Source organism: Parabacteroides sp. MSK.9.14, from assembly GCF_019041495.1.
Lineage (GTDB): Bacteria > Bacteroidota > Bacteroidia > Bacteroidales > Tannerellaceae > Parabacteroides > Parabacteroides merdae.
Genome location: NZ_JAHPXO010000017.1, coordinates 60,076 through 84,973, shown reverse-complemented (window position 1 = coordinate 84,973; position 24,898 = coordinate 60,076). Strand labels below are relative to the sequence as shown.

Annotated in this window: 23 protein-coding genes and 2 tRNA genes; 12 read left to right on the top strand and 13 right to left on the bottom strand. The window is 44.3% G+C overall.

Going from position 1 to position 24,898, the window contains the following annotated elements; translation table 11 throughout:
* Window positions 1-29: 29 nt before the first annotated feature.
* From fabG to KTG12_RS10795, 3 genes are read right to left on the bottom strand one after another with little or no spacing between them, the layout of a single operon-like run.
* Window positions 30-776: a 3-oxoacyl-[acyl-carrier-protein] reductase gene (gene fabG / locus KTG12_RS10805; RefSeq protein ID WP_005647896.1), complete on the bottom strand. Its 747-nt coding sequence runs from the start codon at window positions 774-776 to the stop codon at window positions 30-32.
* Between the two features lie 18 nt (window positions 777-794).
* A complete protein-coding gene (locus KTG12_RS10800) occupies window positions 795-1,739 on the bottom strand; it encodes a 3-oxoacyl-ACP synthase III family protein (protein ID WP_005641115.1) in 945 nt (314 codons plus the stop codon).
* A gap of 14 nt (window positions 1,740-1,753) precedes the next feature.
* Complete coding sequence (locus KTG12_RS10795; RefSeq protein WP_005641117.1) at window positions 1,754-2,347, bottom strand: TetR/AcrR family transcriptional regulator; 594 nt, start codon at window positions 2,345-2,347, stop codon at window positions 1,754-1,756.
* 265 nt (window positions 2,348-2,612) lie between these two features.
* On the opposite strand from KTG12_RS10795, the gene KTG12_RS10790 reads away from it, so the two are divergent.
* Window positions 2,613-2,684: transfer RNA gene (locus KTG12_RS10790), tRNA-Met, on the top strand.
* A gap of 507 nt (window positions 2,685-3,191) precedes the next feature.
* On the opposite strand, the gene KTG12_RS10785 is transcribed toward KTG12_RS10790, so the two are convergent.
* Window positions 3,192-3,416 (bottom strand): DUF4248 domain-containing protein, encoded by a 225-nt coding sequence (locus KTG12_RS10785; protein WP_005641125.1) that lies wholly within the window; start codon window positions 3,414-3,416, stop codon window positions 3,192-3,194.
* Window positions 3,417-3,746: 330 nt separating this feature from the next.
* Between KTG12_RS10785 and KTG12_RS10780 the strand changes: the two genes are divergently transcribed.
* The 4 genes from KTG12_RS10780 to KTG12_RS10765 all read left to right on the top strand — a co-directional run bounded on the left by KTG12_RS10780 (window position 3,747) and on the right by KTG12_RS10765 (window position 5,776).
* Window positions 3,747-4,640 carry a DnaJ C-terminal domain-containing protein gene (locus KTG12_RS10780; protein ID WP_022322383.1) on the top strand — a complete coding sequence of 298 codons (894 nt, stop codon included), beginning with the start codon at window positions 3,747-3,749 and terminating at the stop codon, window positions 4,638-4,640.
* Window positions 4,641-4,654: 14 nt separating this feature from the next.
* Window positions 4,655-4,972 (top strand): chaperone modulator CbpM, encoded by a 318-nt coding sequence (locus tag KTG12_RS10775; protein WP_008150563.1) that lies wholly within the window; start codon window positions 4,655-4,657, stop codon window positions 4,970-4,972.
* 135 nt (window positions 4,973-5,107) lie between these two features.
* Window positions 5,108-5,182 (top strand) — tRNA-Met (locus KTG12_RS10770).
* A 69-nt stretch (window positions 5,183-5,251) separates the two neighbouring features.
* Window positions 5,252-5,776: a histidine phosphatase family protein gene (locus KTG12_RS10765; RefSeq protein WP_022322384.1), complete on the top strand. Its 525-nt coding sequence runs from the start codon at window positions 5,252-5,254 to the stop codon at window positions 5,774-5,776.
* Between the two features lie 20 nt (window positions 5,777-5,796).
* On the opposite strand, the gene xpt is transcribed toward KTG12_RS10765, so the two are convergent.
* The 5 genes from xpt to KTG12_RS10740 all read right to left on the bottom strand — a co-directional run bounded on the left by xpt (window position 5,797) and on the right by KTG12_RS10740 (window position 11,349).
* A complete protein-coding gene (gene xpt / locus KTG12_RS10760; RefSeq protein ID WP_005641135.1) occupies window positions 5,797-6,363 on the bottom strand; it encodes a xanthine phosphoribosyltransferase in 567 nt (188 codons plus the stop codon).
* A 2-nt stretch (window positions 6,364-6,365) separates the two neighbouring features.
* Window positions 6,366-7,736 carry a nucleobase:cation symporter-2 family protein gene (locus KTG12_RS10755; RefSeq protein WP_005641137.1) on the bottom strand — a complete coding sequence of 457 codons (1,371 nt, stop codon included), beginning with the start codon at window positions 7,734-7,736 and terminating at the stop codon, window positions 6,366-6,368.
* An 18-nt stretch (window positions 7,737-7,754) separates the two neighbouring features.
* Window positions 7,755-9,623 carry an endonuclease/exonuclease/phosphatase family protein gene (locus tag KTG12_RS10750; RefSeq protein ID WP_022322385.1) on the bottom strand — a complete coding sequence of 623 codons (1,869 nt, stop codon included), beginning with the start codon at window positions 9,621-9,623 and terminating at the stop codon, window positions 7,755-7,757.
* Window positions 9,624-9,718: 95 nt separating this feature from the next.
* Complete coding sequence (locus KTG12_RS10745) at window positions 9,719-10,741, bottom strand: low specificity L-threonine aldolase (protein WP_005641139.1); 1,023 nt, start codon at window positions 10,739-10,741, stop codon at window positions 9,719-9,721.
* Between the two features lie 98 nt (window positions 10,742-10,839).
* Window positions 10,840-11,349: an RNA polymerase sigma factor gene (locus tag KTG12_RS10740; RefSeq protein ID WP_005641140.1), complete on the bottom strand. Its 510-nt coding sequence runs from the start codon at window positions 11,347-11,349 to the stop codon at window positions 10,840-10,842.
* A gap of 261 nt (window positions 11,350-11,610) precedes the next feature.
* Between KTG12_RS10740 and KTG12_RS10735 the strand changes: the two genes are divergently transcribed.
* Window positions 11,611-12,993, top strand: coding sequence for a nodulation protein NfeD (locus KTG12_RS10735; protein ID WP_122204349.1), 1,383 nt, complete (start codon window positions 11,611-11,613; stop codon window positions 12,991-12,993).
* 22 nt (window positions 12,994-13,015) lie between these two features.
* Here the strand turns inward: KTG12_RS10735 and KTG12_RS10730 are convergent, their stop codons facing one another.
* A complete protein-coding gene (locus KTG12_RS10730; RefSeq protein WP_119215433.1) occupies window positions 13,016-13,654 on the bottom strand; it encodes a helix-turn-helix domain-containing protein in 639 nt (212 codons plus the stop codon).
* Between the two features lie 71 nt (window positions 13,655-13,725).
* Between KTG12_RS10730 and KTG12_RS10725 the strand changes: the two genes are divergently transcribed.
* Together KTG12_RS10725 and kdsB are read left to right on the top strand one after the other, a co-directional pair.
* Window positions 13,726-15,993: a cation:proton antiporter gene (locus KTG12_RS10725; protein WP_005641143.1), complete on the top strand. Its 2,268-nt coding sequence runs from the start codon at window positions 13,726-13,728 to the stop codon at window positions 15,991-15,993.
* A 35-nt stretch (window positions 15,994-16,028) separates the two neighbouring features.
* The gene (gene kdsB, locus KTG12_RS10720; RefSeq protein ID WP_005651239.1) at window positions 16,029-16,814 is read left to right on the top strand and encodes a 3-deoxy-manno-octulosonate cytidylyltransferase; all 786 of its coding nucleotides are present in this window, start codon (window positions 16,029-16,031) and stop codon (window positions 16,812-16,814) included.
* A 63-nt stretch (window positions 16,815-16,877) separates the two neighbouring features.
* On the opposite strand, the gene yidC is transcribed toward kdsB, so the two are convergent.
* Together yidC and KTG12_RS10710 are read right to left on the bottom strand one after the other, a co-directional pair.
* Entirely contained in the window at window positions 16,878-18,794 is a 1,917-nt protein-coding gene (yidC, locus tag KTG12_RS10715; protein ID WP_138272957.1) for a membrane protein insertase YidC, read from the bottom strand.
* Window positions 18,795-18,803: 9 nt separating this feature from the next.
* Complete coding sequence (locus KTG12_RS10710) at window positions 18,804-20,411, bottom strand: CTP synthase (RefSeq protein ID WP_005651232.1); 1,608 nt, start codon at window positions 20,409-20,411, stop codon at window positions 18,804-18,806.
* A 423-nt stretch (window positions 20,412-20,834) separates the two neighbouring features.
* On the opposite strand from KTG12_RS10710, the gene KTG12_RS10705 reads away from it, so the two are divergent.
* Both KTG12_RS10705 and KTG12_RS10700 read left to right on the top strand, forming a co-directional pair.
* Window positions 20,835-21,131 carry a hypothetical protein gene (locus tag KTG12_RS10705; RefSeq protein ID WP_227225845.1) on the top strand — a complete coding sequence of 99 codons (297 nt, stop codon included), beginning with the start codon at window positions 20,835-20,837 and terminating at the stop codon, window positions 21,129-21,131.
* Window positions 21,132-21,177: 46 nt separating this feature from the next.
* Window positions 21,178-21,696, top strand: coding sequence for an HdeD family acid-resistance protein (locus KTG12_RS10700; RefSeq protein WP_005641157.1), 519 nt, complete (start codon window positions 21,178-21,180; stop codon window positions 21,694-21,696).
* Between the two features lie 24 nt (window positions 21,697-21,720).
* On the opposite strand, the gene KTG12_RS10695 is transcribed toward KTG12_RS10700, so the two are convergent.
* Complete coding sequence (locus KTG12_RS10695; protein ID WP_216945436.1) at window positions 21,721-22,629, bottom strand: AraC family transcriptional regulator; 909 nt, start codon at window positions 22,627-22,629, stop codon at window positions 21,721-21,723.
* Between the two features lie 221 nt (window positions 22,630-22,850).
* Here KTG12_RS10695 and KTG12_RS10690 point away from each other — a divergent pair, with 221 nt between their 5' ends.
* Window positions 22,851-23,462: a TetR/AcrR family transcriptional regulator gene (locus KTG12_RS10690; RefSeq protein ID WP_005641161.1), complete on the top strand. Its 612-nt coding sequence runs from the start codon at window positions 22,851-22,853 to the stop codon at window positions 23,460-23,462.
* Between the two features lie 39 nt (window positions 23,463-23,501).
* Complete coding sequence (locus KTG12_RS10685; protein WP_005641163.1) at window positions 23,502-24,884, top strand: TolC family protein; 1,383 nt, start codon at window positions 23,502-23,504, stop codon at window positions 24,882-24,884.
* Window positions 24,885-24,898: the final 14 nt, after the last annotated feature.

The following is a 24,898-nucleotide window of genomic DNA, read 5'->3' as shown; positions in this document are numbered from 1 at the left end:
AAATCATAAATTATAAATCATAAATCTCTTTACATATTCATACCGCCATCAACCTGGATCACCTGTCCTGATACATAAGAAGACATATCGGAAGCCAGGAATGTAGCGATGTTGGCCACATCTTCAGGCGTACCGCCACGGCGCAAAGGAATCTTCTTTGCCCATTCGGCCTTGACTTCTTCCGGCAGACCGGCTGTCATATCAGTAATAATGAAGCCCGGGGCGATTGCATTGGCACGGATACCGCGTGAACCCAGTTCCTGCGCGATAGACTTAGCCAGGCCGATCATACCGGCTTTGGATGCCGAATAGTTACTCTGACCTGCATTACCATGTACACCAACGACAGAAGCCATATTGATGATACTGCCCGAACGCTGTTTCATCATCACCGGAGTACAAGCGTGGATAAAGTTGAAAGCCGATTTCAGGTTGACACCGATGACGGCATCCCACTGACCTTCACTCATACGCATCATCAGACCGTCTTTCGTGATACCAGCATTGTTTACGAGGATATCCACACGACCGAAATCTTTTACGATTTCAGCAACGACATTGTGTGTTTCTTCGAAATTGGCCGCATTGGAAGCATAGCCTTTTGCTTTAACACCCAATGCTTCGATTTCCTTCTGGGTGGCCAGACCGTTTTCGTCGATCACCAAATCCGTGAATGCGATATTTGCACCCTCTGCGGCGAATTTCAATGCGATCGCCTTACCAATACCACGTGCGGCCCCCGTAACGATTGCCACTTTACCTTCTAATAATTTCATATTAATTCCGTTTTAAATTCAACACTTAATCAAGCAAGCCCCCGTAGAATAGCCACCGCCGAACACGGTAATGGCAACCAGGTCGCCTTTCTTGAAACTATGATCATTTTGGGCATATACCAATGCTGAGCTTACCGAACCGGTATTTCCCAATTCTTCAATATTATGCAGGAATTTCTCTTCCGGCAGATTGAGCTGTTTGGCAATATTGGACATGATACGCATATTGGCTTGATGGCCGATGAAATATGTCAGGTTGTCCAACGTATAGCCATTCTTTTCCAAGAGATAGAGCACGTTCTTCGGCATATAGGTACAAGCTTGGATAAAGACGTCGCGTCCTTCCGGCATCATGATTCCCCCGTCGCACGGACGAAGATGAACCGCATCCGGAGCCTTGCCCAGATAACCAAGTCCTTGTGTGTATACTTCCACGATCTCGGAATCCTTTTCCGAAACGCGTTCCTTCGAGATGAAGAAGGCCGCAGCCGCATCGCCCCAAAGGTGGCCGGCTTTCGGATCCGTCTCATTATAGTAGGCCGAATTCTTGTCGGCGGAAAGGATCAACGCTTTTGTTGCTTTTCCCATAGCAAAATACCCTTCCACAACTTCCAACGCATTCAGGAATGAGGAGCAGGCGGAAGAAAGATAGAGCGCTTTCGCATTTTCAATATGGAATTCATGCTGGGCAAGATGAGCCGCAGTCGCTACCGTATCGTACGGAGAATAAGAGGCGGAAACAATCAAATCTACATCCGTAATATCATACGGCAATTTAGGCAGGGCGTTACGAACAGCCTCCATACTCATCGTATTAATATTTTCCTCGGCTTTTGCCTTAGACCGGGAACGAATCCCGGTGCGCTGTTCAATCCACTCGCTGGTTAGCCCGTTTAACTCTAAAAAATGTTGGTTATCTACCCGTTCTTCAGGTACATAAAACCCTGTTGCATTAATAAACATTCCTCAGTATTGTGTTACTTTATCTTTATACCATTGAATATCAAATTCATTACATTATCTCTCCGTTTAATCCGCTGGCTGATATTATCCCCCATGATTCCACGTATATACGGAACTTCCAACCCCTTCAGGGCATGATGAAGAACGACCGCCGTAATCTCGGTATCGGGCATCGCGAAAATTCCTTCCTTCACTCCAGCTTCCAGAATTCCCTGTATCAATTCCGTCTCACGGATATCGAAGTTTTTCCTAATCTTCTCCACCCGCCAAATGTCACGAAAAAAATTAGCTTTCAATGTCCCGTTACGGAACACCAGCGCCTTGATTGCATCCAATCTTGCATAAAGAAATGTCATCAACTTTTCGTCCGCCGGCAAGTCTTTCGCTGCTACATCCTGCAGCATCTTGTACAGTTGGTCCAACTCGGACTCGACTACTGCCAGATAAATCTCGTTTTTACTTTTAAAGTATGTGTAAAGCGTCCGCCTTCCCTTTTTGGATGCCTGTGCAATATCGTTCATTGTCGTATTATCCACCCCCATGCGGGCAAACAATTGTCTGGCCACATCCACCAACATCTCACGTGTCTTAGAAACTGTCATCGGCATTTGTATTGCACATTTTGATTAAAACTGTGCGCAAAAGTACCGGAAAAAATAATAACTACCAAAAACATACTTACATTTTATCCAAACAAACCTTTATAATAGAGATATGAACCAATCGTTCTCTAAAAGAGCGGAGCTGATTTCCGGACAGTTATTCCAACTATAGCTTTTACCCTCCCAAAATGAAGAAAACTGCCGGAAAATTTGTTTTATCAAAAATAAGTCGTACCTTTGCACTCGAAATCAGAAATGATCACAACTACATCGCGGAGTGGAGCAGTGGTAGCTCGTTGGGCTCATAACCCAAAGGTCGTAAGTTCGAGTCTTGCCTCCGCAACTCAGTAAACCTTCGGTTCTTCAGGATCGGAGGTTTTTCTTTTTCAGCTCCTCCCCCAATTTATTAGTCCCATTAAAAAAACCTCTGTTTATTTTCCTATGGAGCTTCCGTGAACAAACATTCGATCCGGAACCGGGGGAAACGGTCAAATTGACTGCTATAAGACTGTTATTGAAGGAAATAGCAACAGACTCTACATCCGACATTTCATCTCAAATAAAAACGGTGCAGTCAATAGCACAATATAAACCATTCATTACAAGCGCCTTACAGAGGTTTTCCGTCACTTGTGGTTCAATCCTACATCTTAAAATAAATATATTAATATATATATATAGGCTTATTTCCGTATTTCCTTGCACCGTTTTTTTAAACCGGCATAGGCAAAGATACGACTGGTACGAGAAAAATCCCTTCTTTCGCATCCGGAAGTCCGGTCTTTTACCTCCCGAACTTCGTGGTTTGACACGCCGAAGTCCCTTACTTCGCACACAGAAGTCCCTTGTTTCAAGGTTCACCCAGATATTGCACGATCGTCCTCACCTGTAGGGGAGTCAACATCTTCTTCCCCTTCCTCCAACCGTTACCTTGCAGCTCCGCCTTTAGCTCCGGATTGACCCCCACCCATTTGGACAACCGTTTGCCAGCCGATGCCGGCATCAAATCCGGACCGTAAAGGACCGCCAATTCCTGCCACCCGTAACTCCTGACTTCGAATTCATTCAGCATCATAATCCCATTGTTTTATTGCCCTATAAAGATAAGCAATAATTGCTGATATTCAAAATATAATAGCATTTATATTCTACCTATTTCTGCACCTATCTTCACCGATATTCGCCGATATTCCCGAAAGCGTATTCCAGCCTGCCGTGAGGCCCTACCTTTGTGTTGTCATCGATAAAGAAAACAGATAAATAGCCTCGGAAACAAACAGCAAAACAGTGTCGAACAAAATTTAAACAGGCGCTAAGTCCGGCATGAACTCTCTGGCACATTTGTTGTTATTCTATATATGCATTAAATTCAGAAAAAGAAGCAGACTTAATAACATATATAAATATGGCCTATATAGATTATTACAAAATTTTGGGAGTAGACAAAAGCGCTTCGCAGGACGACGTCAAAAAGGCGTACAAAAAGCTTGCGCGGAAATACCATCCCGACTTGAACCCGAATGATCCGGACGCTCACCGCAAGTTTCAGGAAATAAATGAAGCCAATGAGGTGCTCAGCGACCCGGAGAAACGGAAGAAATATGACCAGTATGGAGAAAACTGGAAACACGCCGACGAGTTCGAAGCCCAACAGCAGCAATATCGCCAATATCAAAACGGGCAAGGCGGAGGAGCCTACTGGAGCAGCTCCGGCGACGGCAGCGAATTCTCCGACTTCTTCGAACAGATGTTCGGCGGCATGGGTGGCAGAGGCAGACACAGCCACGGTTTCCGCGGACAAGACTACACGACAGAATTGCAGGTCTCTTTGACAGATGCTGCCAAGACACACAAGCAGATCATCACCGTAAACGGCAAAAACCTGCGTATCACCATCCCGGCTGGTATCGCCGACGGACAGACCATCAAGCTGAGAGGACAGGGCGGACCGGGTGTAAATGGCGGGCCGGCAGGCGATTTGTATATCACCTTCCATATCCCGGAAGACAGCCGGTTCAAACGAGTGGGCGATGACTTGTACGTCACTGTTCCTTTAAACCTATATACGGCAATCCTCGGCGGCGAACAGATTGTCGAGACAATGGACAGTAAAGCCAAGCTCAAAGTCAAACCGGGAACCCAAAACAACACCAAGGTACGGTTGAGAGGAAAAGGATTCCCTGTTTATAAGGAAGAAGGAAAGTTCGGCGATATGATAGTGACCTACTCCATCGACATCCCGACCAACCTGACGGACAAACAAAAAGAATTGTTCCGCGAAATACAAAGTCTTAATTAAAAAACGAGATTGTTATGCAAACAGATTTAATCATAGTCAGTGAATATTGCCGGATATGCCATATCGAACCATCGTTTCTCTACCTATTACAAAAAGGCGGCCTGATAGAGATAGACACGGTAGAAGGGGAAAGCTACCTTCCCGCCTCCCAATTGTATGACGTAGAACGATATACTCGTATGTATTACGACTTGTCTATCAACATAGAGGGGATCGACGCCATCCATCATTTGCTGGGCCGGGTAGAATCTCTGCAACAGGAGGTGAATCGGTTGAAAAGCAAACTGAGGCTATACGAAACAGAAAATCATGATTCGATAGAAGATTTATAAGCTATCAAAATGCTGTTTCTTAAGGCCGGAGAACCGGGGTACAAGAATATTTCACAAACTATTTGTAAATAAATTTGGATTGTAAGAATATTTTTGTACCTTTGCACTCGCAATCGGGAATGATCGCAACTATATCGCGGAGTGGAGCAGTGGTAGCTCGTTGGGCTCATAACCCAAAGGTCGTAAGTTCGAGTCTTGCCTCCGCAACCAGTAAAAAGAGAATCAAGCAATTGGTTCTCTTTTTTTTATTTACCTTTACCACCAAATAAAAAAACGGATATGAGTCAGATAGAATTGATCCTGAGCCGCCACGGCGAGACGGAAGAAAACAAATTGCATATTATGCAAGGCCAGCTCCCCGGCCATCTGTCGGAACTGGGCAAGCAGCAGGCCAAAGCATTAGCAGAAACGCTGGACAAGGAGGAGCTGGACGTGATCGTGTGCAGCGACCTCGCACGTAGCTACGACACAGCAATGGCCGTCGCCCGGCAGAAAGGATTGCAGCCGGTGGCGACTCCTCTTCTTCGCGAAATGGATTGGGGCATATATACCGGGAAAGTAGCGGATGAGATGGATTTTACGACACTGCCGGAAAGCGTGGAGACCATAGAAGCCCTATACAAAAGAGCGGGAGATTTTGTCGACTTCCTGAAAAAGGAGTTTCCGGGAAAACGGATCCTGGCGATCGGACATGGGGGCTTCAACCGTGCCATCATCGTGCAGCTGGAGAAACTGCCCCCTGAAAAGATACTGAGTTTACCGATCATGAAGAATACGGCATGCATGCGTTTCACGCTGCCGTAATCTCCCAACGGCTTAAATCATTAGCGGATGGTGATCGTGCAGTTTTCCAGGCTGTCGATAATGGCAAGGCTTTCTACACGCACGTCCGCTTCGTTCAGCACATCGCGTCCCTTCTGGAATGCTTTTTCGATGATAAAGCCCATCCCTTCCAGCTTGGCGCCAGACTGTTTCACCAGGTCGAGCACGCCCATTGCGGCATTGCCATATGCCAGAAAGTCGTCAATAAAGAGGATACGGTCATCGGCAGTCAGAAAGTTGTTACTGATACACACCGTGTAATCGCGGTCTTTCGTAAACGAATGGACAACGGTAGACAACATATTCTCCATCGTCTTCGGTTGTTTTTTCTTGATAAAAACGACAGGCAGATGCATGATGTATCCCACCATAATCGCCGGAGCGATACCACTTGCTTCTATCGTCACGATCTTATTGATATCCGCATCCCGGAAACGGTAAATAAATTCTTCTGCCACCTTATAAAGCAACATGGGATCCATCTGATGGTTAATAAAGCTGTCAACCTTTAAAATCCCTCCCGGAAAACATCTGCCATCCTGCAGAATACGTTGTTTTAGTAATTCCATTTTTATTCTGTTTTATCTTCTTTGACTCGTATCAATACATTTGCAATAATAGCGGCAAGTCCACCGGTTGTGATCCCGGACGAAAAAATACCCTTTACAGCTTCCGGCGCCGTATTCAGGATATCCGGCATCAGCTCCACTCCCAAGCCAAGCGAGAGGCTGACCGCCAAAACCAAAGTCGCCTTCCGATTGATTTCCTGCGATGCGATAATCCGTATGCCGGCAGCCGCAACCGTACCGAACATCAATAAGGTCGCCCCACCCAACACCGGGTCAGGCATCAAGGAAAAGACAACACCGACAACAGGGAACAGCCCTAACAGCACCAACATACCGGCGATATAATATCCGACATACCGGCTGGCAACTCCCGTCAGCTGGATAATACCGTTATTCTGCGCAAAGATCGAATTGGGGAAAGAGTTGAAAATCCCGGCAATAAAGGAGTTCACTCCATCTGCCAGCACGCCGCCCGAAACACGCTTCAGGTAGTCCTCTCCTTCTATTGACTTTCCTGAGATCATCGAGTTGGCCGTCACATCGCCGGTAGCTTCGATCGCCGTAATCAGATACACCAGGCCAATAGCGACAAAGGCGGAGAAATTCAGGTCCAACCCATATTTGAAAGGCATCGGGATATTGAATCCCATCAGGCTTTGCGAAGAAGCCGCCGCCATATCGACCATACCGAGAAAGTAGGCCAGCGCATAACCGATGCACAACCCCAATACGATCGAACTCATACGAAGATACTTGTTCTTGCAACGGTTAAAGAACAGGACACTCAGCAACACTGTCGCCGCCACCCCTATATTCCGGATGCTCCCGAACGTCCCGTTATCCATCGCACCATAGCCGCCGCCACATGAAACGACTCCAACCTTGATCAAGCTAAGTCCGATCAGCAGCACCACGATGCCCGATACCAGTGGAGTTATGATAGAACGCATATACTTGAATGTCCGGCTGATTACCATCTCGATCGGGGCTGCCGCAATACACGCCCCGAATATAAGGGGCAATCCTCCTGCCAGTCCGGCCGTTATGATCGGACCGATGAAAGAAAAACTCGTTCCTTGGATACAAAGCAACTTCGCCCCTACCGGACCAATCCGGCGACACTGTATGAATGTCGAGACGCCAGATGCAAAGAGTGCCATCGAAACCAGAAAACCGGTTGTTTCGAGATCCAGCTTCAAGGCTCCGGCAATAATCAACGGGGGCGTAATGATCGCCACAAAGATCGCCAGCAAATGTTGTAAAGCGGCAAACAGGGCTTCCTTAAAAGGGGGACGGTCGTCTATACCATAAATCAGATCGGTCTTTTCGACCGGTTCAATCGTTTCTTCCTGCTCTTCCAGGTTTAGTTTCATATCTTTACTATTCGTCTATTATAAATTCAGTTCTTTTAATGTTTCTCCTTTAGCATTCAGCACACGAAGAGTCATCTCCTTTCCTTTCTTCTGCAAAATCATCACCGTAGCTCCATCCATCCGGTAACCGCCACCCACTACGACAGGATAGTTGTTTCCGTCAGCACCTTCAGGGATATAAGCGAAACGATGAGTATGCGCATTGATACTGACAGCGAACGGTGCTTTCTCAAGGATCGCTCCCCACTCGTCCCGGCAAGGATTATACGAATCATAGTCCTCTCCTTTCCCAAAGATGGGAACATGATGGATCAGCACCCGCTTAGAGGCTTTCTTGAAGGCTCTGGACGCCAACTCTTCCTTGAGGAAACCCGCCTGTGCCTTACGCAGGTCTGAAAAATCATTCAGCCCATAATAGACCCAATGCGTATCCGGTTTGTCTTCACCGCAATCCAACATGACGATACGCGTATCGCCCCAGTTGAAAGCGCCGTAGGTTTTATCGCCCACATAGTCGAAAAGACTGCGCAGGCCGATCGAATAGGCATTGCGTATCTCATGGTTGCCACGGATATAGAAGACAGGCACCCGGTCGGCTCCGACCGTTTCGTTCAGTTCACTGAGGAAACAGGTAGCCTCGTCATGATTGGCCGGATCATCGATGCAGTCACCATTGAAAACGACAAAATCATATTTCAAATCCTTCACCTGCTTATACAGTGCCTGCAAAGTCTCGGAATGTTTATGCAGGTCGTTGAATATAATGGCCGTAAAATCGGTGTCCGTCGTAGTAGGCAAAGTAAAAGTATGAAAATCAGAAACGGCTGTTTCTCCAAACACTTTCTTATAAGCCTGATAGAGCATGATTTCCTGCGAACAAACCCGGTAATAATAGGTTTTTCCCGGTTCCAGTCCGTCCAGTCTGATTTTATTTTGCAGATTGTTGCAGATCACCTGCCCATCCACGATCGTACGAGCCTTCTGCAGGTGCTCCTTATCGGTTCCGTATTCCACCCAGCTATAAGTCGGGACGGTAGTCTGCCACATGACCGTAATTCCATTTCCTACAGGATTTTGCAGATAGGGCTCCGTACGGAATATCTTGCCCGCAGGCTGATTGAAGATAATATCCGTGATGATTGGGCGGTGGTCGGAAGCGGCCGGCTCATCCCATACACGGGATGAGATGCGGGTAAAGGCAGTCGTATCTTTCGCATAGACAGCAATATAGTCAATAGTTTCGTCAGGTCTATCAGCCGGGAAAGTCGGCATCTTCGTATCCGTCAGGATCACAAAATCGTTCTGCAGTTGCCGGATAAACTCCGAACCGGGATGCGCATTCATATCGCCGGCTATAAAGAAAGGCTTGTTTGCCGAAGCCGCCACCTGCCTGATGACCGGCAAGGAAAGCATCCGGTCTTCCTCGGTCAGCGAAAGGTGCGTACAGCAATAAATATACTTTTCAAATTCTACGACAAGCAGCGCACGGGCTTCTTCCCTTCCAGGCAGGGGCAGATAACGATAGCCAAGAGGTTTCTCCTTGCTCAACATGCCGATACCATATTTCCCTCCATCGTAATCAATTGCCGGGGCATACATATGATGCATCAGGGTGAGTCCGGCAATTTCCCGCAAGACGTCTTTTCCTCCACTACGGCCTGTCACACTGTCGATCTCCTGTACTGCCACGACATCGGGACAAACTTTATTGATCACTGCCGCCGTACGCCGAAAGTCGGTCACATCGTCCATTCCTCTACCGTTACGGATGTTATAACTCATAATGCGCAACGTATTATTCTCGCGCTCGCTTCTCTCCTTCGAGTAGACTTTTCCCAATGGCAACAACATCATCAATGCCGCCGCCAACCAAACCGCCTGTTTCATTTTATCGCCGGATTTATAGATTAGGCCACAAAAGTAACAACTTTCCATGAGTCCGGCAAGATAAATCCTCATCAGGAAACTCATAGGGGTAGCCGTCAACCAAACACGACGTCCAACGTCCGTATCATATCGTCAATATCCTCTTCCGTCGTGTCCCACGAAGTGACAAATCGGGCTTCATTGATTTCCTCATTCCACATATAGAAGAAATATTTTTCTTGCAACTTCTTCAGCGGTTCCGTGGGAATGGTAAAGAAAAGCTGGTTGGATTCTACTTTCTGGGTAAACCGTATCTGCGGATATTTTTTCAAAGCTTCAGCCAAGCGATAAGCACTACTATTTGCTTTCCGTGCGTTTTCCAACCACAGGTCATTTTCCAGATAAGGAATAAACTGACAGGAAAGATAACGCAGTTTGGAAGCCAATTGGGCAGATTGCTTTCTGAAATACTGCAAATTCTCAGTTATCTCAGGACGGAAAGAAACCACAGCCTCTCCCATCATCATCCCATTCTTAGTTCCCCCGAAACTCAGGATATCCACCCCGGCATCGACGGTCACCTCCCGCATCGAACAATTCAGATAAGCACAGGCATTCGCCAAACGTGCACCGTCCATATGCAGATACATGTTATAAGAATGCAACAGATCAGCAATCGCTTTGACCTCCTCGATCGTATAAATCGTCCCCAACTCGGAAACCTGTGAAATATAAACAGCTTTCGGTTGCGAATGATGGCAGACACCGAAATTATGCAGACGAGGTTTGATCAATTCCGGCGTCAGTTTTCCGTCCGGAGCCGGAATCGTCACGATAGCACAACCAGTCATACGGGCAGGAGCACCACACTCGTCCACATTGATATGAGCTGTTTCAGCGCACAAAATACTATTGAACGGACGTGTCACAGCCTGCAAAGCTACAGTATTCGCCCCTGTTCCGTTAAAAACAAAAAAAGGCGATGCCATTTCGCCAAACACTTCTTTAATTTTCGCAGTAGCTGCTGCTGTCCAGGGATCGTCACCATATCCTACAGCATGGTTATCGTTCGCCTTTATCACGGCATCCATCACCAAAGGATGAACACCCGAATTGTTATCACTTGCAAAACTTCTCATTTCCGTTTAAAATTTTGAGCCAAAAGTAATAAAAATAAACGGGAGCACCCCTTGGATACTCCCGTTTATTTTTTCACATATTTATTTTAAACTTCACCTCAACTTCGATGAAAATCTTTCAAGACTTTCTGCAATTCCTGACGAGCGAAGAAGATACGGCTTTTAACCGTTCCCAGAGGTACACATAGCTTCTCTGCAATTTCATTATACTTGTAACCACTCAAAAACATGGAGAACGGGATTTTCAACTCATCGTTCAGGCTGTTTATCGCTTTTGTTATCTCTTTGATTTGATAAGCACCGTCAGGAGAATCAAAACCTGAGTCATTCACTACATCCAGATTATACAGGTCGACACCCTGGTCAACGACAGTCTGTGTACGAACGATTTTATGGTAGTTATTTATGAAGATATTACGCATCACAGTTAAGACCCATCCTTTGAAATTAATATTATCTACAAACTTTTCCTGATTGTCCAAAACTTTCAGCGTTGTGTCTTGCATCAAATCCTGGGCGTCATCCCGATTTGCGGTGAGCATTAATGCAAAATTCATCATGTTTTCTTGCATGCTCAATAATTTTTTCTGAAATTGCAACGCATTCATATTACTTATTTTTTTATATGTTTAATACCGGTTTGGCATTATCCTTCACCATTGAAGGACATTACAAATGTAGGAATAATATTTTAAATACAATGCGGTTTGATGATTATTAATATTAAAAATCGTAACTTAATACATTTATAACAAACAGTATTGAAAATGAGCAGTATTTACAAGTTTTGCAACAACTAAAATACAAAATTCACAACATGTATGTTACAAATTCGTACAACATGTAAAAGAGATGGAGAATAATATAAAATGAAGAAAAATTTAGGACTTTTTTTAGCTATCATATTGGTTCAGATAGCTCCATTTATATCAGCGGCAGACACCTTGCACCCGCTAATATATAAAATCGATATAAAAAAAGAGATAAGCAACACCACACGCCTGTATCTTAGCAATGGTTTAGCGGAAGCCTACGCTTTGGGTGCAGACGCCGTCCTGATCCATATGAACACATACGGCGGCCAGGTAGATGCTGCAGACTCGATGCGTACGGCTATTTTGTACAACCCCATCCCTGTCTATGTCTTCATCGACAACAATGCGGCTTCTGCTGGGGCGCTCATTTCCATCGCATGTAAAAAAATTTATATGCGGAAAGGTGCAAATATCGGGGCAGCCACCGTCGTGAACCCAACAGGGGAAGCAATGCCAGACAAATACCAATCCTATATGCGTTCCATGATGCGTTCGACAGCCGAAGCGCATGGACAAGATACAATCGTCCAAAAAAACGACACCTTATACAAATGGAAACGAGACCCGTTGATAGCCGAAGCGATGGTAGACGAACGGGTTGCCATTCCAAATCTGATAGACACAGGAAAAGTCCTTACTTTCACAGCACAGGAGGCTCAAAAGTGGGGATATTGCAACGGTATAGCAGAAAATCCGGATGAAGTAATCACGCAATATTTGGGATATAAAGATTACAAAATGAAAAGTTATATCCCTAGTTGGCAGGACGATTTAAAAGGATTTTTGATGAATCCTATTTTTCAGTCTATTTTGATCATTATTATCATCGGCGGTATTTATTTTGAAATGCAAACGCCAGGACTGGGTTTCCCTTCTGCTGCCTCCCTGCTGGCGGCAATCCTCTACTTTGCACCACTCTATATAGATGGGCTGGCGGCAAACTGGGAGATTCTGGTTTTTATCATCGGCATTCTATTGCTCGCAGTGGAAATCTTCATCATTCCGGGATTCGGGGTTGCCGGAATTAGCGGTATCATATTGATTATCGGCGGCCTAGTCATGGGCTTACTGAACAACGATCATTTCGATTTCGAAGGAGTCAGCGGAAAAGAGATCGGGAAAGCGACATTGACAGTCCTGGTCGGATTAGTGACAGGCTTCAGCCTGATGATCTGGCTGTCTAATAAAATCGGACATCGGGGAATGTTCCGGAAAGTCGCGCTAAATACAGATTTGGAAAATGCGATATCATCCCCTGATTTATCTTCGTTAGTCGGGAAAGAAGGTACAGCCGCAACCGTATTGCGTCCTTCCGGGAAAGTGTCGGTCGACGGAGTATTTTATGACGGGATTTCCGAATCAGGCTTTATAGAGAAAGGGGGCAAGGTCAAAGTTGTCCGTTTTGAGAATGCACAAGTGTATGTGGAAAACCTTTAAGACACGGCCGTTTTGGCACTTTCTACGCAGGGACGCGTTGATATAAGATATGCTTGTCTATTACAAGGTATTGCAAGGTGTTCATGGCCAGGAGATCGCTCAGAATGTTTTTCGCGGTATAATAATTGATCCGCCCGATCCGGCAAAACTGGCTGATATTGATATGGGGATGATCATCCAGATAAGCAAACAAACGTTCCACAGGTTTGCTTATCTTCAATAAAGTCCCGTCCGGTTTATGCTTTTTCTGCCAGGCAAGCACCAACACTTCATTTGCCAAAATATTTTCATCGGCGACCCTTATGTAGGCTTTAAACTTATCATCCTTATCGGGAGCGGTATGCGGTTTATCCGGACTGGGGGCGATGTACACCTCAAGAACCGTTTTGCCGTTCACCTCCCAGCGTGTCGCCTCAAAGGGGACTTCCGGGCGGGTATACATCTTGGAGGCCGCTTCAATCATATAATATTCTTCTTCGCTTCGGACACCGGAGATATTCCCGTTATCTTTCACACCGATCAGGAGACGTCCACCGTCGGTATTGGCAAAAGCACTCAGCGTACGCGCAATCTTCTTACTGTCGCTCACTTCGAATTTAAAATCAAGTTGTTGGTGTTCCCCCTGCTCTATCAACGCTTCTATCGGATGCATCTTCTTCATTTTGGCAATTTTTTAGATCGGCAAAATTAAAATAAATACATAACTTTGCCAACAGAAAAAACAATGAAAGCATGTCTCAAATACCTTCTCTTATATCGGATCTTGCTGTCATACTGATTTCAGCGGGATTGGTCACCTTGCTTTTCAAATGGTTAAAGCAACCGGTCGTACTCGGATATATCGTAGCCGGAATTCTTGCCGGTCCGTCTATCACGCAAATACCGACTGTCACGAATATAGAAAGTATCCGTATCTGGGCTGATATAGGCGTAATCTTCCTCTTATTCGCTTTAGGACTCGACTTTAGTTTCAAAAAGCTGATGAAAGTCGGCGGAACAGCTGTGATCGGAGCTATTACCATCGTGATAGGCATGATGACACTTGGCTATACTACCGGATTATCTTTAGGTTGGGGACATATGAACAGCCTTTTCCTCGGGGGAATGCTTTCCATGTCGTCTACAACCATTATTTTCAAAGCGTTCGACGATATGGGACTACGCAATCAGAGGTTTGCCGGAGTGGTCTTCGGAATCCTTGTTGTCGAAGATCTGTTTGCCGTTTTACTAATGGTTTTACTGTCTACATTGGCAGTCAGTAAACACGTAGAGGGAATGGAACTGCTCAACAGTGTGATCAAACTGGGAGTCTTTTTGCTTTTCTGTTTTGTTATCGGCATTTATCTAATTCCCTCTTTTCTAAAAAAAGCCAGGACTTTCCTGAATGACGAGACCTTGTTGATCGTCAGCCTGGGATTATGCCTCGGAATGGTTATCATTGCCACGAAAGCTGGTTTTTCTTCCGCTTTGGGAGCTTTCGTCATGGGATCTATCTTGGCAGAAACCATTGATGCGGAACATATCGAACATATTATCAAACCAGTAAAAGATCTTTTTGGAGCCATATTCTTTGTCTCTGTCGGGATGTTGATCGATCCGGCATTGCTGTGGGAATACAAAATTCCGATCCTGATCCTCACGTTGGTCGTAATGACCGGACAAATATTATTTGCCAGCTTCGGGGTCTTGCTTTCTGGACAACCGGTCAAGATTGCCATACAATCTGGTTTTTCTCTCGCTCAAATAGGCGAATTTGCTTTTATCATCGCATCGTTGGGGCTGTCATTAGGGGTAACCGATAATTTCCTCTATCCTATTGTCGTAGCGGTTTCAGTTGTCACGACTTTCTTTACGCCTTACATGATTCGTATGGCAGAACCTGCATGCCGGGTTGCCGACCGGATCATACCGAAGTCATGGATGAAATTTCTCGAACGTTATTCTTCCGGTTCCAATACCATACATCAGAAAAGCGCCTGGAATAAACTGTTGAAGGCGCTGATCCGCATAGTCGGCACTTATACAGCCGTTACCCTTGTCCTGATCTTTATCTGGCTTCAGTTCATAGCTCCTTTTATCATGAAAGAACTTCCGGGCATACGGGGAGCGGGTATCTCACTCGTTCTGATCCTACTACTAATAGCTCCCATGCTGCGTGCGATCATGATGAAGAAGAACCATTCCGCCGAATTCCAACAATTATGGCTGGACAGCAAGTACAACCGGGGACCATTGGTTTCATTGGTCATTTTGCGTATTATATTATGTATCGGCCTAGTCATGCTGCCCGTCGCCCGTTTGTTGAATGCCACAGTCGGTATCGTACTGGCGATCGCAGCAACCGTCATCGTTATTGTCATTTTATCCAAACGGCTGAAAAGACAATCCATCCTGATGGAACGACATTTTTTCAGTAACCTCTCCGCACGTGAATTGGAGAACGAGCGGAAAGCTCCGATCAACCAACGGTTTGCCAACCACCTGTTGGAACGCGACCTTCATTTAGCCGATTTTGAAGTAAAGCAGAACTCCCCCAGCATGGGAAAAACCTTGAAGGAACTCAACTTCCGCCAGAAATGCAATGTCAACATCGTAACGATCATTCGGGGAGAACAGCGGATTAATATTCCCGGAGGAGAAGAACGTCTCTATCCATTTGACAAATTGGTAGTAGTCGGTGCAGATGTCGATCTTGAACATTTCCGCCAATATCTGGTCGAGCGATATAAAAAGGCCCAAACCGACAAGGAGCAGACGACGCATGAAGTCAATATGGAACAATTCACCATCGCCGAAGGATCCCATCTGATCGGGCGTACAATTCTGGAATCAGGCATACGGGACAGGTCTGCCTGTCTGGTCATCGGTATCGAACGAGGTTCCTCTTCCATCAAAAACCCATCTCCTTCAACTGTTTTTGAAGAGGGGGATATTGTATGGATTGTTGGAGAACATGAAAAAGTCGTTCAGTTAAGCGAAGGAAAAACGGTGAACAATTGATAATTTCATAAATCATAAATTATAATTCATAGATCATGAAGTTTATAGGAATAATTCCTGCACGCTACGCCTCTACCCGCTTTCCGGGGAAGCCACTTGCCGATTTGGCAGGCAAGCCGATGATCCAACGGGTATACGAACAAGTCCAAAATGTGCTTGATTCAGTTTGCGTAGCTACGGACGATAACCGTATAGAAGCAGCCGTCCAAGCTTTCGGCGGCAATGTCATCATGACATCCGACCAACACAAAAGCGGTACGGATCGTTGTTATGAAGCGTATTGTAAAATCGGAGATGGATACGATGTGGTTGTTAACATACAAGGCGACGAACCTTTTATCCAACCGGAACAGATCGAAATACTAAAAGCATGTTTCATCGATGACAGCATCCAAATCGCCACCCTGGTAAAACCATTTCGCCCGGATGATGATTTCGAAACGACCTTATTCAACGCCAATTCACCGAAAGTAGTTTTGAACAAGAAGAATGAGGCTATGTACTTTAGCCGTTCGATCATTCCTTACATGAGAGGAAGGAAATATACCGAATGGCTGCCGAACCATACCTATTACAAACATATCGGGCTATATGCCTACCGCGCCGACACACTCAAAGAAATTACCCATTTACCCCAATCCCCTCTGGAACTGGCTGAAAGCCTGGAACAACTGCGCTGGCTAGAAAACGGCTACAAGATAAAAGTTGGAATTACCCAGCAGGAAACAATCGGTATCGACACGCCAGAGGATATGGAAAAGGCATTGGCCTTCTTGAAAAATAGGGAGTATCAACCGACTAATGAATCGGCATCCGCATAAAAAGGAATGCCGGTTGCTCTCCAAAGCAACCGGCATTCTTTTTATCCCATCAGATTCGACTTCTCAACGGCGACGGTTATTCTCCCGCTGTTGTTTCTGTCTTTCCAACTGGGCCTGTTGAGCTTTCTGGGCTTCTTCCAAACGTTTCATGAAACCGGACTTCTTCATCGGCTTTTTCTTGTTTTCTTCCAACTTGGCCAACAGCTTATCTTCGTTAATCGTATAACGGAAAATTACAGTCTGCAAAATCGTGATCAATGTGGAGATGAAGTAGTAGTAGGTCAAACCGGATGCATACTGATTGAAGAATACCAACATCATCAGCGGCATCATGTACATCATCGCCTTCATTCCCGGCATCTGCTGCTGTCCAGTGTTCGTCTGATCCATATTGAACTTCGTATATATGATGTTCGTTACAGTCATCAACAAACAGAACAAACTGATATGATTTCCGAAGTACGGTGTAATAATAGGAATATATGTATTCCAGCTTACAATCGCATCATAAGTAGACAAGTCGTGTGCCCAAAGGAAACTCTGGTGACGCAATTCTATAGCCGACGGAAAGAACATGAACAGAGCGACCAGGATCGGCATCTGTAACAACATCGGAACACATCCTGCCATCGGACTCGCTCCGGCACGGCTATACAGTTCCATGATCGCACGCTGACGCTCTACCGCCTTATCCTGTCCCGGGTATTTAGCATTGAGCTCTTCTACCTGCGGGCGCAATACACGCATTTTGGCCGATGACATATAAGACTTATATGTCAACGGAAACAGGATCAATTTTACGATAACCGTCAGCAGGAAGATCAACAAGCCGTAGCTATGAATAAATTGTCCGAGGAAATTAAACAACGGAATGACGAAATACTGGTTCACCCAACGGAAAATACCCCATCCCAGCGGAACGATCTTTTCCAGATCCAGTTGGTCGGCTTTCTCTACATCATCATCGTAAGATTTCAACAGAGAGAACTGATTGGGACCAAAATAGAAACGCATATCCGTCGCTTCGTTACCCTTCAAATCGAAAGGTACGGAAGTCGTCGTCTTATACTCTTTCAGGAAAGAACCGTCTTCAGGCAACATCTTCGAATCGATAGTTGTCGACTCGAATCCTTCGTTTCCGGCGATCAGGATAGAAGAAAAATACATGTCTTTATAGGCAACCCATTTCAACCGGTTAGACAATTGTTTGCTGTCGTTCTTGGTTTCGCTCAGGTACTCCACATCGTCGGCCATAAATTTATAATATACCGTTGCATAACGGTCTTCAAACTTACGCCCCTTTTCCTGCTGGATTATTTTTTGTTGCCACAACAAGTCCAATGCAGTCGTACCTGGCGACAGTACACCATTCAGGCCGGTTCCCTTAATGGAGAACTGCAACATATAATCATCCGGTTTTAAGGTATACATAAAATCCAGATGGCTGCCTTCGCCCGTATTCAGACGCATGGTAATACTGTTCCCGTCATTTCCTTTTACAGGGGTAAAATACAAATCACCGGTATTTACCACGCGATTATCAGCCGTAACCAATGTAAAATCGAACTTCGAGTCCTTTTCATCGAAAAGCACTAAAGGTTCACCTTTATAATTATCGTATTTTTTCAGGCGGACATATCCAATACGCCCTCCCTTATTGGCCAAACGGACTTCAATCAGCTCGTTTTCCAAAACAGTGGAACCCTCCTCTCCAATCATTGCATCGGCGAAAACGCCAAACGTGTTCTGTAAACGGGCAAGCCGTACAGAATCGGGCAAACCGGCCAGTTCGTCGTCCGCTTTTGCTTCTCTATTCAATTCTTTCTGCTGTTCCAGCTGCTTTGCATATTCTATCCGGGCTATCGAATCCTGCATCCGGCGCTGTGCTTCTATCTGCTCCGGCGTAGGCTGGTTCAACCAGGTAAATACAATTAAGACAACTCCAATAAGCAGGAAACCTATTATCGTGTTTTTATCCATCTATAATTTTTATTTTTTATTTTCAACTGCAGCTTTTATAAAGCTAACGAAAAGAGGATTAGGATTAACGACCGTACTGTTATATTCCGGATGGAACTGAACCCCCACAAACCATTTCAATGCTGGAATCTCAACGACTTCAACCAAGTTCGATTCAGGATTTTCACCTACACACATCATGCCGGCAGCCTCGAACTTATCGCGATATTCGCTATTAAATTCAAAACGATGTCGATGGCGCTCCTGGATGTGTGTCTGTCCATACGCTTCATAAGCCTTAGACCCTTTCTTCAATATACAGTCGTATGCTCCCAGACGCATAGAACCGCCCATATTGGTTACGTTCTTCTGCTCTTCCATCAGGTCGATCACTTTATATGGGGTATTTGGTTCCATTTCTGTCGAGTTGGCTTCCGCCAGTCCCATTACATTACGGGCAAATTCAATCACCATGCACTGCATGCCCAAACAAATACCCAGGCAAGGGACATCGTTTTCACGAGCATATTTCAATGCAGCAAATTTTCCTTCAATACCACGCTGTCCAAATCCCGGAGCAATCAGGATTCCGTCCATATCTTTCAACAATTCGGCGGCATTACCATCATTCAGTTTTTCAGAATGAAACAAATGCAAATCCAACTTACGATCATTATAAATAGCGGCCTGCAACAGAGATTCGTCGATCGACTTATAAGCATCCTGCAGTTCGACATATTTACCGACTAAGCCGATCCTTACAGTTTCAGTAGCATCAACCTTACGTTGCAAGAACTGATGCCAAGGCTTCATCTCGGGTGTCGGTCCGACTTCCAGTCCTACCTTACGCAGGATCACCTCGTCCATCTTCTGGCGCTGCAATACCAACGGAACTTCGTAAATCGTCGGAACATCAATAGACTGTATGACGGCATCCTGTGCTACATTACAGAAAAGGGCCACTTTACTTAACAAATTGGCACTCAACTCATGTTCAGTACGCAATACCAGAACATCTGGCTGAATACCCAGCTCCTGCAGTTGTTTTACAGAATGCTGTGTCGGTTTGGTCTTGTATTCTTTTGCAGCCGCGATATAAGGTACATAAGTAAGATGTACGCATATACAATTCTTTCCCAATTCCCATTTCAGCTGGCGCACGCTTTCGATAAACGGAAGAGATTCGATATCACCGACCGTACCTCCGATTTCAGTGATCACGAAATCAAATTTGTATTTATTTCCCAGCAATTTCACATTGCGCTTGATCTCGTCCGTGATATGAGGCACCACCTGCACAGTCTTTCCCAGGTAATCCCCTTTACGTTCTTTGTTAATAACGCTCTGATAAATGCGGCCTGTAGTGATATTATTTGCACGGGTCGTCTGAACATTCAAGAAACGCTCGTAGTGTCCGAGATCCAAATCCGCTTCATGTCCGTCTACGGTAACATAGCATTCCCCATGTTCGTATGGGTTCAACGTACCTGGATCGATATTGATATAGGGATCAAATTTCTGAATGGTAACTTTATAACCTCTTGCCTGAAGTAGTTTACCCAATGATGCGGCAATAATTCCCTTACCCAATGAAGAGACCACGCCGCCCGTAACGAAGATGTACTTTGTATCTGCCACGATAGTAATATTTTAATTATCTTTTAATTGCACACTCGCATTTCAAAACTGCAAAGTTACATAATTTCATTCATATAACAAGGGGAGAGAGAAAAACATCTTTTGTCCTTTTGACAGCAAAAGGAAGCTGATCCTCTTCATATAGAAACGAACAAACTTAAAAAAGGTACATCAAACGGATGTAACGAAAACAGAGCTCTATATAAAAGTTTTGTTTAAAAAACAACTATCATACTATCATAATTAAATTCATATACTTGTAAAACAGCATGTTATTCCATGACAGTTCCTATTTTCAACTATCATTCATCTATCATAACCATCATGGTCAAAAAGCAATAAAGTATTATATACCAGACTTTTATAAAACAACAGATATGTTCAAAAGCTGATACAAAGTAGATAAAAAAGGCTCGTTTTTTCATGAAGACAAGCTACTTTTTTACCGAAAACAACTTGAAAAGTTTCTTCAGACCCGGGTGGAAGGGTATGGGAGATCCGGGTGTGGAGGAGGTGGAGACCCGGGTCTTCGTGAAACCGGAACGGGGATGTGGAGCTGTTTATCTGCCTTGTTTGAGGAGATTTTATGCACTGTTTCTGATTATAATCCAGTGGAATAGCTGTTTTTTGATAAATAGATTTTCACAGCAGGGCGATAACATTTTGTCAATTGAAAAAAGAACGTATCATTTATTTTTATTTTCATTCCAAAGAAAATAGTGTATCTTCGTTGTTATATTAAAGAAAAGTATAAAATACATATAAGATGAAAAGTTTAAATGGTTCAGTCCTGCGTTGCATATTTGCGATCGTATTGGGACTTGTATTGGTTCTTTGGCCGGAAGCGGCTGTTACTTACTTGGTGATAACGATCGGTATCTGTTTTATCATACCCGGCTTATTCTCACTCTTAAATTATTTCACCCGTGAAAAAGTAGAAGGAGAGCCGAGTCCAATGTTTCCGATCGACGGAGCAGGCAGTATTCTGTTCGGAGCATGGTTGGTAATCATGCCGCAATTTTTCGTTAGCATATTGATGTATGTTTTAGGGGCTTTACTGGTTCTTGCAGGCGCGCAGCAACTGATTTCACTGGTTTCTGCCCGCAAATGGAGTACCGTTTCCTATGTTTTTTATATCATACCATCCCTGATTTTAATAACAGGGATCATGATCCTCGCCTACCCATTCGGAGCAGCCGCCAACACATTTGTGATTTTCGGAGTTGCTTGCTTGATCTATGGTATTTCCGAATTGATCAACTGGTATAAGTTCAGTAAAAGATAAGAGAAAAATGGAGTACCACCCGCTTCAGGATTTACGGTACTCCATCGGAGAAATTCCCATATGTTTCTTAAAGAATTTTCCAAAAGTCGACTGGTCGGAAAAATGAAGTATATCCGCCACCTGCTGGACAGTCGCCTGAGGCGCTTTCAAAAGAATTTTCGCTTCGACAATCAGGGCATCATCTATCCACTTATTAGCGGATTTACCCGTCAACTCCTTCAGGATCAATGACAGATATTGTGGCGTAATAAATAACCTTTCAGCATAGAATGTAACCACATGCTGCTCCTTACAATGCTCAAACAATAATTGCAGGAATTGTTCGAACAGCTCTTCTTTACGAGAAAGGGTCGGTCGGATCAAACGATCTTTCTTGCTTAACATTATATTCCCTAAGTCCAGCAAGAAGCCAATAAAGGCATTCTGTACTAACTCCTTCTGATAAAAATGAGTACGTTCCCTCATCTTCTCCCGTATAACCTGCATGCTACCGGCCAGTTTCGCTGTTTCTTCCGGTTCCAGTTCCGTACAAGGATTCTTACGGATCTCCATATAGTTCGCTATAGCCTGAGTCCGGTTACCTCCACCAGGATTACAATCGTTCAAAAACTCCTTAGACGCAATCAGCAAGCGACCTTTAAAATCTTTACCGATCCTATCAAGTTGGAGTGCATGCGTAGGCATGATCGTTATGAAACTGTTCGGTTTGACAATGTAAGAAACATAATCCACATGGATTTCAAGTGTCCCTTCAAAAGTCAACACCATCAAAAGCGCATTTAACCGCATCGGAGCAAAACGCTCAGGCGAGTCGGGATCTCCGATATCCATACCTCCGTCCAGATCCGCAATCGAAAAAATATCCTGAAAACTATCACGGAAAATAATACTCTTATTCAGTTCCGCCAATTCTATTAAAGGAAGTTTTTCCATCTTTACATATTTACTAATCGTGTACTTGCAAAGGTAAACATTTTTTCAACAAACAGAAAAATGTTTCATTTTTTTACCAATGAATAACGGTTTTTCAGGAATAAGAAAGGTTCCTTTTATTCGTTTTCGACTAATTCCGTAACAGAATAAACCTTTTTAGTTTTCCAAATTAGACAGACCTTTGCAATATCTGATCGTATAAAAAGTAATCATTAAAATCGATGGTCATAAAAGAACAAATAATGTTAACGGCATTCGACTTATTTTCGGAACACGGGATCAAGAATGTCAGTATGGATGATATCGCTCATAACGCGAGTATATCCAAACGGACTCTTTATGAGCTCTTCGAAGATAAGGAGACTCTGCTAACAGAATGTATAAACCTGAGTTATACTAAAATGAGGCTATCCATGAAGCGACTTGAATCCGAGCCGATAACAGCCTTAGAAGTCGCTTTGCTTTTTTATGAAGAACTTATGAGACGGCCTCGCTGGTTTAACCGGAAGTTCTATGATGATCTGAAACGTTATCCGAAAGCATTACAAAAAACGGAAGAAGAAAAGTCCCGCTTTTTGAAAAAATGTATAAAACTACTGTCACGAGGGGCTAAAGAAGGTGTTTTTCAACCGAATATTAACTTTGAGATTGTAGCTTTACTGGCGAAAGAGCAGGCAAAAATGATCCGTCCGTCCAAAGCCCTTTCCAACCATTCCGTGTCCGAAGTGTTCAATACGATTCTTTATACCTTCCTTCGGGGAATCTCTACAGAAAAAGGCATTGCCATTTTAGATCGTTACTTGTTGAAATATAAACAGAAGCAATTAGATTGAACAAACGATTTTATTAAAAATCAAATTTACTTATTTTAAATGAGACAAATCATAATTACCAAAAAGATGATGTGGGTAGTGATAATGTTACTCCCCTCTCTGGCCTTCACCACCGTAAAAGCTCAAGACACGCTCGTTCTCGATATAAAGAAAGCTCTTGAGATCGCGCTGAGCGAAAATCCCACCGTAAAAGTGGCTAACAAGGAAATCCAGAAAAAAAAATATGCACAGAAAGGTTCATATGCCGCCCTATTTCCCCAAGTAAGTTTTGCTGCCGACTATAATCGAACTTTGAAAAAACAGGTGATGTATATGGACGGCTTCGACATGGGAAGTACCGAAATACCAGGCATGGAAGACATGCCGAATATGGATGAAGGGATCGAAGTAGGACGTGATAATAACTGGAATCTCGGTTTCAACGCCTCTATGCCGATTGTCAACGCCGCTCTTTGGAAAAGCCTAAGCATCTCAGCTGTCGATGTGGAATTGGCTATCGAACAGGCACGTTCTTCCAAAATTGCTATGGTCAACCAGGTAAAGAAAGGGTATTACGGCGTGCTTCTTGCCAACGATTCATACCGCGTATTTAAGGAAAGCTATGACAACGCAATGGAAAATTACCTGGATATCAAGCATAAGTTCGAACAGGGAACCGTTGCCGAATATGACCTGATACGCGCCAATGTTACCGTAAAGAACAGCGAACCCAATATGTTGCAGGCAGAAAACGCATTAGTTCTTGCCAAATGGCAATTGAAAGCATTATTAGGCATGGATCTGGACATAAATATCGAATGTGAAGGACAATTGACCGACTTTGAAAAAGATCTATTCGGCGATTTTCTTTCCACAGACACAACCCTGGCTAATAATACAGATTTGAAACAGATGGATTTGCAAGCCAAGCAACTGGAAAAGACACTGACCATGCAAAAGTTCGATTATCTGCCGACACTGTCGCTCACTGGACTATATCAGTGGACAGCCATGAACAACGACTTCAAGTTCAAAGACTATATGTGGAACCCCTACTCGATGGTCGGCTTATCACTCTCTATTCCTATCTTCTCAGGCGGCAGCAAGTTCTATAAGATCAAACAAACAAGAAATTCGATCGAACAGTTGAGCCTGCAAAGAGAGGATACACAGCGAAACCTGCAACTGGCAATCAAGCAGTATATAGATAATATGAATACCTGCGTCAAACGTTTCGACGCTTCACAAAAGGGAGTAGAGCAAGCCGAACGGGGATATATGATCTCACAGAAACGATACGACACAGGAGCCGGGACTCTGTTAGAAATGAACGATTCGGAATTAGCATTGACACAGGCCAAACTGAATTTCAACCAAGCTATTTACGACTATATGGTAGCAAAAGCTGACTTGGAAAAGGTATTAGGCCAGCAAGAGTTTTAAAAAACAAAAAAATA

Bases quoted from the DNA above. Each gene is read 5' to 3' on its own strand.
- KTG12_RS10695 (WP_216945436.1), bottom strand. From the start codon at position 22,629: ATGGAAAAACTTCCTTTAATAGAATTGGCGGAACTGAATAAGAGTATT.
- KTG12_RS10750 (WP_022322385.1), bottom strand. From the start codon at position 9,623: ATGAAACAGGCGGTTTGGTTGGCGGCGGCATTGATGATGTTGTTGCCA.
- fabG (WP_005647896.1), bottom strand. From the start codon at position 776: ATGAAATTATTAGAAGGTAAAGTGGCAATCGTTACGGGGGCCGCACGT.
- KTG12_RS10795 (WP_005641117.1), bottom strand. From the start codon at position 2,347: ATGCCGATGACAGTTTCTAAGACACGTGAGATGTTGGTGGATGTGGCC.
- KTG12_RS10690 (WP_005641161.1), top strand. From the start codon at position 22,851: ATGGTCATAAAAGAACAAATAATGTTAACGGCATTCGACTTATTTTCG.
- KTG12_RS10740 (WP_005641140.1), bottom strand. From the start codon at position 11,349: ATGAATGCGTTGCAATTTCAGAAAAAATTATTGAGCATGCAAGAAAAC.
- KTG12_RS10775 (WP_008150563.1), top strand. From the start codon at position 4,655: ATGCAAACAGATTTAATCATAGTCAGTGAATATTGCCGGATATGCCAT.
- KTG12_RS10735 (WP_122204349.1), top strand. From the start codon at position 11,611: ATGAAGAAAAATTTAGGACTTTTTTTAGCTATCATATTGGTTCAGATA.
- KTG12_RS10700 (WP_005641157.1), top strand. From the start codon at position 21,178: ATGAAAAGTTTAAATGGTTCAGTCCTGCGTTGCATATTTGCGATCGTA.
- KTG12_RS10765 (WP_022322384.1), top strand. From the start codon at position 5,252: ATGAGTCAGATAGAATTGATCCTGAGCCGCCACGGCGAGACGGAAGAA.
- KTG12_RS10800 (WP_005641115.1), bottom strand. From the start codon at position 1,739: ATGTTTATTAATGCAACAGGGTTTTATGTACCTGAAGAACGGGTAGAT.
- KTG12_RS10745 (WP_005641139.1), bottom strand. From the start codon at position 10,741: ATGAGAAGTTTTGCAAGTGATAACAATTCGGGTGTTCATCCTTTGGTG.
- xpt (WP_005641135.1), bottom strand. From the start codon at position 6,363: ATGGAATTACTAAAACAACGTATTCTGCAGGATGGCAGATGTTTTCCG.
- KTG12_RS10780 (WP_022322383.1), top strand. From the start codon at position 3,747: ATGGCCTATATAGATTATTACAAAATTTTGGGAGTAGACAAAAGCGCT.
- KTG12_RS10785 (WP_005641125.1), bottom strand. From the start codon at position 3,416: ATGATGCTGAATGAATTCGAAGTCAGGAGTTACGGGTGGCAGGAATTG.
- yidC (WP_138272957.1), bottom strand. From the start codon at position 18,794: ATGGATAAAAACACGATAATAGGTTTCCTGCTTATTGGAGTTGTCTTA.
- KTG12_RS10730 (WP_119215433.1), bottom strand. From the start codon at position 13,654: ATGAAGAAGATGCATCCGATAGAAGCGTTGATAGAGCAGGGGGAACAC.
- kdsB (WP_005651239.1), top strand. From the start codon at position 16,029: ATGAAGTTTATAGGAATAATTCCTGCACGCTACGCCTCTACCCGCTTT.
- KTG12_RS10705 (WP_227225845.1), top strand. From the start codon at position 20,835: ATGAAGACAAGCTACTTTTTTACCGAAAACAACTTGAAAAGTTTCTTC.
- KTG12_RS10685 (WP_005641163.1), top strand. From the start codon at position 23,502: ATGAGACAAATCATAATTACCAAAAAGATGATGTGGGTAGTGATAATG.
- KTG12_RS10725 (WP_005641143.1), top strand. From the start codon at position 13,726: ATGTCTCAAATACCTTCTCTTATATCGGATCTTGCTGTCATACTGATT.
- KTG12_RS10755 (WP_005641137.1), bottom strand. From the start codon at position 7,736: ATGAAACTAAACCTGGAAGAGCAGGAAGAAACGATTGAACCGGTCGAA.